The sequence below is a fragment of the Allobosea sp. BH3 genome (genome assembly GCF_025499465.1).
GTDB lineage: Bacteria > Pseudomonadota > Alphaproteobacteria > Rhizobiales > Beijerinckiaceae > Allobosea.
On record NZ_JAIMCA010000003.1, the window covers coordinates 822,728 to 831,442 of the forward strand.

Below are 8,715 nucleotides of genomic sequence, written 5' to 3' on the forward strand. Positions count from 1 at the left end.
CAGCCATTCCCGGTCAGCCCTTCTGGCCGATCTTGCCTTCTTTTCCGGCCAATAGCCGGGCGATATTCTCCCGGTGCATGATCCAAAGCAGCACGGTCAGGACGGCCATCACGACCGCGGCCTGCGGCATGCCGGCCCAAAGCCAGAGCAGCAGCGGCGTCAGCAGGCTCGCAACCAGCGCCGAAAGTGAGGAATAGCGGAAGAGCCAGGCGAGCCCGAGCCAGACGACGCAGAAGGCGAGCGCGACCACCGCCTTCACGCCGATCAGCACGCCGATATAGGTTGCGACGCCCTTGCCGCCCTTGAACCCCAGCCAGACCGGGAAGAGATGGCCCAGGAAGGCGCCGATGCCTGCCGCCAGCGCAGCCTGAGGTCCGCCCAGAAGGTGCATGCCGACAAGGACGGCGACCGTGCCCTTCAGCATGTCGCCGACGAGGGTCGCGGCGGCGAGCTTCTTGTTGCCGGTGCGCAGCACATTGGTCGCGCCGATATTGCCCGAGCCGATGCTGCGCAGGTCAGGTCCGCCGGCGAGCTTCGTCAGGATGATGCCGAAGGGAATCGAGCCGAAGAGATAGCCGACGACGAGGGCAACCAGCGTCATGGGCCCGGAAAGGCTCCAGTTCAGCGTCTCAGCCATTTAGCCCCTCACGTCGCCCGCCCAGGCGCACAATAGAATCGGTCAGGTCCAATAGAAAGCGCGACGTCATCCCGGACAAGCCGCCCGGGATGACCCGTGGAGGTTCAAGCGCCTTTAGCTTTCAGCCTCGTAGACCACCCGCCCGCCGACGAAGGTCGCCTGCACGATGCCTTCGAGCCGCGCCTCGTCGAAGGGCGAGTTCTTGGCCCGCGACTTGAGCTTGCGCTTGTCGACGACATAGGGCGCCTCGGGATCGAGCAGGATGAGATCGGCCGGCGCGCCGGGCTGGAGCCGCCCGCAGCCGATTCCGAGCAGGGCGGCAGGGCGTGCCGACAGGGCGGCCAGCAAGCGCGGCAGCTCGATCTGCCCGGCCTGCACCATACGCAGCGCGGCCGAGAGCATGGTCTCGATGCCGAGCGCGCCGTCGGCGGCCTCTGCGAAGGGCTGCCGCTTGGTCTCGACATCCTGCGGGTCGTGGTCAGAGACGACGACGTCGATCACACCCTCCGCCAGCGCGGCGACCATGGCGAGGCGCTCATCCTCGGAGCGCAGCGGCGGCGAGACCTTGCAGAAGGTGCGGTAGTCGCCGACGTCGTTCTCGTTGAGGGACAGGTTGTTGATGGAGACGCCGCAGGTGACGCGGACGCCGTCCTGCTTCGCGCGCCGCACCAGTTCGGCCGATTCGGCACAGGAGATCATCGCCGCGTGGTAGCGGGCGCCGGTCGCGCGGGCGAGGCGCAGGTCACGCTCCAGCATCACCGTCTCGGCCTCGAGCGGAATGCCGGGCAGGCCTTTTCGGCTGGCGAACTCGCCCTCGTTCATCACGCCCGAGCCGCGGAGCTCCGGGTCCTCGACATGGTTCATGATCAGGGCGTCGAAGTCGCGGGCGTAGATCATGGCCCGGCGCATGACCTGCGGATTGCGCAGGCCCTTCGCCCCATCGCCGAAGGCAACGGCGCCAGCCTCGAGCAGCAGGCCGAACTCGGTGATCTCCTTGCCCTCCAGCCCCTTGGTCAGGGCGGCGGAGGGCAGCACGTTGACGATCGCCTTGTCGCGGGCGCGGCGCTTCAGGAAGTCGATGATGGCGGGGTCGTCGATCGGCGGGTCAGTGTCCGGCCGACAGACGACCGTCGTCACGCCGCCGGCGGCGGCGGCATGGGAGCCTGAGCCGAGAGTCTCGCGGAACTCAGCTCCCGGCTCGCCGAGGAAGGCGCGCAGGTCGACGAGGCCGGGCGTGACCACCATCCCCTTGGCATCGATGCGGCGCAGGCCCTCGGGCGTCGCGGGTGCGGCCCCCCATTCAACAGAGGCGATCGCGCCGCCGCGCAACAGCACGGAGCCCCTGCCCTCGCGCCCGCTCGCGGGGTCGACCAGCCGGGCGTCGACGATCGCGAGATCCTGCGGATCAGTCATGCTCGGTTCCATCCCGTCAAGCATTCGGCAGATGCTGCGCCAGCGCGTCGAGCACCGCCATGCGGACGGCGACGCCCATCTCGACCTGCTCGCGGATCAGCGACTGGGCGCCGTCGGCGACCTCGGAGGAGATCTCGACGCCGCGGTTCATCGGGCCGGGATGCATCACCAGCGCGTCGGATGCGGCGCGCTCAAGCTTGTCACGGTCGAGCCCGAAATAGCGGAAATACTCTTTCGAAGACGGCACGAAGGCGCCATGCATGCGCTCGAGCTGGAGACGCAGCATCATCACGATGTCAGCGCCTTCGAGGCCCTTGTTCATGTCGGTGTAGAGTTCGACGCCCATGCGCTCGATGCCGGGCGGCATCAGCGTCGAGGGTGCAATCAGCCGCACCTTCGCGCCGAGCGCATTGAGCAGGATGATGTTCGAACGGGCGACGCGCGAATGCACGATGTCGCCGCAGATCGCCACCGTCAGCCCCTGGATACGGCCCTTGTTGCGGCGGATCGTCAGCGCGTCGAGCAGCGCCTGCGTCGGGTGCTCATGGGCGCCGTCGCCGGCATTGACCACCGAGCAGCCGACCTTGCGCGCCAGCAGGTTGACCGCGCCCGCCGCATGATGGCGCACGACGATGATGTCGGGCCGCATGGCGTTCAGGGTCGCGGCGGTGTCGATCAGCGTCTCGCCCTTCTTCACCGAGGAGGAGGCGACGGACATGTTCATCACATCGGCGCCGAGCCGTTTTCCCGCAAGCTCGAAGGATGCCTGCGTGCGGGTCGAGGGCTCGAAGAAGAGATTGATCTGGGTGCGGCCGCGCAGCGTCGCCGCCTTCTTCTCGACCTGCCGGGAGAGCGCGACATAGTCCTCGGCCCGGTCCAACAGCGCCTCGATGTCCAGATGGGACAACCCCTCGATCCCGAGGAGATGGCGGTGCGGATAGAGCGGGGCTGGCGATGTCATTTGAAGCAGACTGTCTAGGCGCGAGTCGGGAGCTGCGCAAGCCGCTCCGAGGCGGGAGGGCGTCATGTCCCCAGGGGCGTGGAGCTTTCAGCCAAACGGCGCTAGATCAGGTCCTTTCCGCTGCCGGAGAGGACGATAGCCTTGCCCAAGCCGACCGACGCCTATGTTCCTTCCACCCATGGCGCCGACTGGCAGAGCCTGACGCCGACCGAGGCCGGCTTCGATGCCGGCAGGCTCGCGGCGGCAGTCGCCTATGCCCAGGAGCATGAGAGCCCCTGGCCGCGCAGCCTCTACTATCCGGACGGCTCCTATGTCGGGAATGTCGAGTGGAACGAGCGCGGCCCCTGGACCGAGATCGTCGGCCCGGTGCGGGAGCGCGGCGGCCCGGCCGGGCTGATCCTGAAGGGCGGACGCATCGTCGCCGAATGGGGCGACACCAACCGCACCGACATGACCTTCTCCATCGCCAAGAGCTATCTGGCCGTGCTGGCCGGCATCGCCTTCGACGACGGGCTGATCCGCGATGTCGAGGAGCCCGTCTGCAAGAGCGTGGACGATTCCGCCTTCGCCGGCCCGCATAACGGCCAGATCACCTGGCGCCACCTGCTGCAGCAGTCGAGCGAGTGGCAGGGAGAGCTCTTCGGCAAGTCCGACCAAGTCGACCACAACCGCCAGATCGGCCCCGGGGCCGATAACAGCCGGAAGGGAGAGCGCCGCGAGCTCAAGACCCCCGGCAGCTTCTACGAATACAACGACGTGCGGGTGAACGTGCTGAGCTATGCCCTGCTCCAGCGCTTCCGGCGCCCCCTGGCGGAGGTGCTGCGCGAGCGCATTATGGACCCCGTCGGCGCCTCCCCGGACTGGGAGTGGCAGGGCTACGAGAACTCCTATGTCGAGATCGACGGGCGGCGCATCCAGTCCGTGCCCGGCGGCGGCCATTGGGGCGGCGGCCTCTTCATCGGTGCGCGCGACCATGCCCGCTTCGGCTTGCTGGTTGCCCGCAAGGGGGAGTGGGCCGGCCGGCAGCTCCTGTCGAAGGTGTGGGTCGAGCGTATGCTGACGCCCTCGCCCACGCTCGGCAATTACGGCTATCTCTGGTGGCTGGCGCAGGGGCCGGCAGCGCGGCCCAACGTGCCGCAGAGTGCCTTCTCGGCGATGGGCGCCGGAACCAACATCATCTGGGCCGACCCCGAGCAGGACGTCGTCGCAGTGCTGCGCTGGATATACGGAGCCTCGCTGGAAGGCTTCGTCGATCGGCTGCTGGCAGCTCGGGGCTGAGGTCCCAGCCGTCATTGCGAGCGGAACGAAGCAATCCAGGGAGACGTAGCGTGCGGCGCCCCTGGATTGCTTCGTCGCTTCGCTCCTCGCAATGACGGGTAGACCGCGCCAGCCGCTTGCAAATGCGGGCCGGGCGCCCATGTCTCACCCTTGCATCAGCAGGCGGCGGAAGCGTCGCAGGCTGCTCCCGCAGCGCAATAGGCGTTTGACACGGCGGACGCCGTGACCCACTTTCGCGCGCAATTCCGAACCGCAGGGGTCTTGCGGGTCGCGGAACCGTCCGTCTCGGCCGGTTCCGCGCTCTGATCAGGGCTGTTATCGAGACCAAACCATGAAGCTCCTCGTCGTCGAGTCGCCGGCCAAGGCCAAGACGATCAACAAATATCTCGGCTCCGACTACGAGGTGATCGCCTCGTTCGGGCATATCCGCGACCTGCCGGCCAAGGACGGCTCGGTGGAGCCCGAGAACGATTTCACCATGAAATGGGAGATCGAGGGCCGCGGCGCCAAGCAGGTCGCCGAGATCGCGCGCGCCGTGAAGGGCGCCGAGAAGCTGATCCTCGCCACCGACCCCGACCGCGAGGGCGAAGCGATCTCCTGGCATGTGCTGGAGGCGCTGAACCAGAAGAAGGTGCTGAAAGGCATCCCGGTCGAGCGCGTGACCTTCAACGCGGTCACCAAGGACGCAGTGCAGAAGGCGCTGGCCAATCCGCGCGCCATCGACCAGGCGCTGGTCGACGCCTATCTGGCGCGCCGCGCGCTCGACTATCTCGTCGGCTTCACGCTCTCGCCGGTGCTGTGGCGCAAGCTGCCGGGTGCGCGCTCGGCCGGGCGCGTCCAGTCCGTGGCGCTGCGGCTCGTCTGCGACCGCGAACGCGAGATCGAAGCCTTCCGGGCGCGCGAATATTGGTCCCTGGTGGCGACGCTCGCGACCGAATCCGGCCAGACCTTCGAGGCCCGCCTCGTCGGGGCGGATGGCAAGAAGATTACCCGCCTCGACATCGGCAACGGCGAGGAGGCCAAGGCTTTCAAGGAGGCGCTGGAAACAGCCCTTTTCACCGTGGCGGAAGTCGAGGCCAAGCCGGTCAAGCGCCACCCCTACCCGCCTTTCCAGACCTCGACGCTGCAGCAGGAGGCCTCCCGGAAGCTCGGTCTTGCTCCGGCGCGGACCATGCAGCTCGCCCAGCGTCTGTATGAGGGCGTCGACATCGGCGGCGAGACGGTCGGCCTCATCACCTATATGCGTACCGACGGCGTCGACATGGACGGCTCGGCCATTGCTGCGGCGCGCCGCGTCATCGGCAAGGAATTCGGTGACCGCTATGTCCCGAATGTGCCGCGCAAATACACGGTCAAAGCCAAGAACGCGCAGGAGGCCCACGAGGCCATCCGCCCGACCGATCTCGGCCGGCTGCCGGCCATGGTCGCGCGTCAGCTCGAGCCGGAGCAGGCAAAGCTCTACGAGCTGATCTGGAAGCGCACCATCGCGAGCCAGATGGAATCGGCAGAGATGGAGCGCACCACGGTCGATATCGCGGCCAAGGTCGGCGGGCGCAATCTCGACCTGCGCGCCTCCGGCCAGGTCGTGCTCTTCGACGGGTTCCTGACGCTCTATCAGGAGAGCCGCGACGACGAGGAAGACGAGGATTCGAAGAAGCTGCCCGCGATGAAGGGCGGCGACAAGCTGGAGAAGCGGTCTATTGCCGCCGACCAGCACTTCACCGAGCCGCCGCCGCGCTATTCGGAGGCGAGCCTCGTCAAGCGCATGGAGGAGCTCGGCATCGGCCGACCCTCGACTTATGCCGCGACGCTTTCGACCCTGCGCGACCGCGAATATGTCCGCATCGACAAGAAGCGCCTCGTGCCCGAGGACAAGGGCATGCTCGTCACGGCGTTCCTTGAGAGCTTCTTCAAGCGCTATGTCGAGTACGACTTCACGGCGAACCTCGAAGAGAACCTCGATCGCGTCTCGAATGCCGAGATGGACTGGAAGGCGCTGCTGCGCGCCTTCTGGGAGGAGTTCCAGGCCTCGATCGGCGAAACCAAGGACCTGCGCGTCGGCGAGGTGCTGGAGGCGCTGAACGGCTTCCTCGGCGAATACATCTTCCCGCAGCGCGCTGACGGCTCCGATCCGCGGGTCTGCCCGACCTGCGGCAACGGCACGCTCTCGCTCAAGCTCGGCAAGTTCGGCGCCTTCGTCGGCTGCTCCAACTACCCGGAATGCCGCTATACGCGCCCCCTCTCCGTCCCTGCAGCAGATGGCGAGGCGAGCGCCGAAGGCGGCCAGGGCCAGCCCGGCGTGCGCATCCTCGGCCCCGACCCGGCGACGGGCCTCGAAGTCACGATGCGGGATGGCCGGTTCGGCCCCTATATCCAGCTCGGCGAGGGCGAGAAGCCGAAGCGCTCCAGCCTGCCCAAGGGCATGAGCCCGGCGAGCGTGACGCTGGAGAAGGCGCTGGCCCTGCTCTCGCTCCCGCGCGAGGTGGCGCGCCATCCCGAAAGCGGAGAGCCGATCCTCGTCGGCATCGGACGCTTCGGACCTTATGTCCAGCACGGCAAGGTCTACGCCAATATCGACAAGGGCGACGACGTTCTCGAACTCGGCGCCAACCGCGCCATCGACCTGATCGTCGCCAAGGAGAGCGGCGGCGGCCGTCGCGGAGGTGCTTCGGCCACGCCCGGCCGGCCGCTCGGCGAGCATCCCTCGGGCGGGGCGCTGGAGGTCAAGGCCGGCAAATACGGCCCCTATGTCGCCTGGGGGAAGATTTTCGCCACGCTGCCGACGACTCTGGCGCAGGACAGCATCACGCTGGAACAGGCGATCGAGCTCGTGAACGCCAAGGCGGCGACGAAGGGCGGCAGCGGGGCCGGCAGGACCGGAGCGCGAGCCAAGAGCACGAAGACGGCGGCCAAAAGCAAATCCGCTGCGAGCAAGCCCGCCAAGAGCAAATCCGCCGAGAGCAAGCCGACCGCGAAGGCACCGGCCCGGAAGAGCAAGGCATCGGAAGGCTGACGACCTTCCGGCAGCCTTGCCTGCCTCGTTTCTCGCCCCGCATGATGCTTATTTCACCATAAGTTACGCGCCGGAGTTAACCCAGCGTTCAATGCCCTTCGTTACGACTTATTACACGGCAAAGCCGTGGAATGGCCTACGGAGGGGATGATGAAGTCGATCGGGACCAAGATCGTGGGGCAAATCGCGATCGTCGCGGTCGGCGCCCTGATCGCGATGGGCTGTGCGCTGCTCGCGATCTCGCGGATGGAGAGCATGTATGGGCACTCCTCCGACCAGAACAACATCGCCCTGTTCACCGAACGCCTGAACGTCGCGGTCAATCAGGTCGTCGCCGATTCGCTGCAGGTCTACTCCGCACGCAATCCTCATGACGCCGGCAACGCGGCAGCCACGGTCGAGGCCGGGCTCAAGCGCGTAGACGATCGCATCAAGGGCCTGGTCCGGATCGCGCCCGAAAGCGAGCGCGAACGTATGGACAAGATCGGCAAGCTGATCGGCGAGTTCGTCACGATCCGCACCGAGACGGTACGCCTCGCCCGAGAAGTCTCCGGCCGCGCCGCCGATGTCTGGGGCAACAGCGAGGCGAGCAGGAAGAGCCGCGCCGCTCTGCAGGAAGAGCTGACGGCCTTCAGCAGCCTCAACGAGAAGCGCGCCGATGCGGCCGAGGCCGACACGGTTTCCTTTGCGGCGCAGGTCCGCACCTTTCTGCCGCTGGCGCTGATCGTCCTGCTCGGAGTTGCGATCACAGGCGCGCTGGTCTTCTCACGCCGCTCGATCGTGCGCCCGATGACGGATCTGAGCTTGGTGATGGAGCGCCTGACCAAGGGCGACACCTCCGTCACAGTCCCCCATACCAAGCGCGGCGACGAGATCGGCATCATGGCCCGCTCGGTCGCGGTGCTGCGCTCGGCGATCGAGCAGGTCGCCGAATTGCAGGAACAGGAGCGGGCAGCGGCAGCCACCCGTCTCGCGCGTGCCCAGTCGATCGAGGCGGTGGTCTCGGATGTCGGCGAGGTGGTCGCGGCGGCTGCGGCCGGCGACTTCTCGGCCCGGCTCGAGATCAAGGATGCCGACGAGCAGATGCAGCGCCTCGTCGCCGGCATCAACGAGATCAACGCGGTGGTGGATTCCGCCACGACCGAGTTCGCCGGGACGCTGTCGGCGATCGCCGGCGGTGACCTGACCAATCGGGTCGAGACCGCCTATCGCGGCAAGTTCGCCGATCTGAAGGGCGCCATCAACGAGACGGTCGACCGCCTCTCCGAGACGGTCTCGACGATCCAGACCACCTCGGCCGATGTCGGCCTCGCGGCCCGCGAGATCAACATGGGCGCCGACGACCTCTCGAAGCGCACCGAGGAGCAGGCCTCCTCGCTGGAAGAGACCGCGGCCACGACCGAGGAACTCGCC

General features: G+C 67.3%; 6 protein-coding genes. 3 read left to right on the plus strand and 3 right to left on the minus strand.

The window, feature by feature from the left end; all coding sequences use genetic code 11:
* Positions 1 to 13: 13 nt before the first annotated feature.
* From plsY to BoBH3_RS12745, 3 genes are all read right to left on the minus strand, one after another.
* Complete coding sequence (plsY, locus tag BoBH3_RS12735) at positions 14 to 637, minus strand: glycerol-3-phosphate 1-O-acyltransferase PlsY (protein ID WP_262331151.1); 624 nt, start codon at positions 635 to 637, stop codon at positions 14 to 16.
* 114 nt (positions 638 to 751) lie between these two features.
* A complete protein-coding gene (pyrC, locus tag BoBH3_RS12740; RefSeq protein ID WP_262331152.1) occupies positions 752 to 2,050 on the minus strand; it encodes a dihydroorotase in 1,299 nt (432 codons plus the stop codon).
* A 16-nt stretch (positions 2,051 to 2,066) separates the two neighbouring features.
* Positions 2,067 to 3,011, minus strand: coding sequence for an aspartate carbamoyltransferase catalytic subunit (locus BoBH3_RS12745; RefSeq protein WP_262331153.1), 945 nt, complete (start codon positions 3,009 to 3,011; stop codon positions 2,067 to 2,069).
* Between the two features lie 141 nt (positions 3,012 to 3,152).
* Here BoBH3_RS12745 and BoBH3_RS12750 point away from each other — a divergent pair, with 141 nt between their 5' ends.
* The 3 genes from BoBH3_RS12750 to BoBH3_RS24490 all read left to right on the plus strand — a co-directional run.
* Entirely contained in the window at positions 3,153 to 4,289 is a 1,137-nt protein-coding gene (locus tag BoBH3_RS12750) for a serine hydrolase domain-containing protein (RefSeq protein WP_262331154.1), read from the plus strand.
* Between the two features lie 331 nt (positions 4,290 to 4,620).
* Complete coding sequence (gene topA / locus BoBH3_RS12755) at positions 4,621 to 7,302, plus strand: type I DNA topoisomerase (protein WP_262331155.1); 2,682 nt, start codon at positions 4,621 to 4,623, stop codon at positions 7,300 to 7,302.
* A gap of 150 nt (positions 7,303 to 7,452) precedes the next feature.
* Positions 7,453 to 8,715 (plus strand): HAMP domain-containing protein (locus tag BoBH3_RS24490; RefSeq protein WP_316045101.1); only part of this gene is annotated, 1,263 nt, incomplete at its 3' end.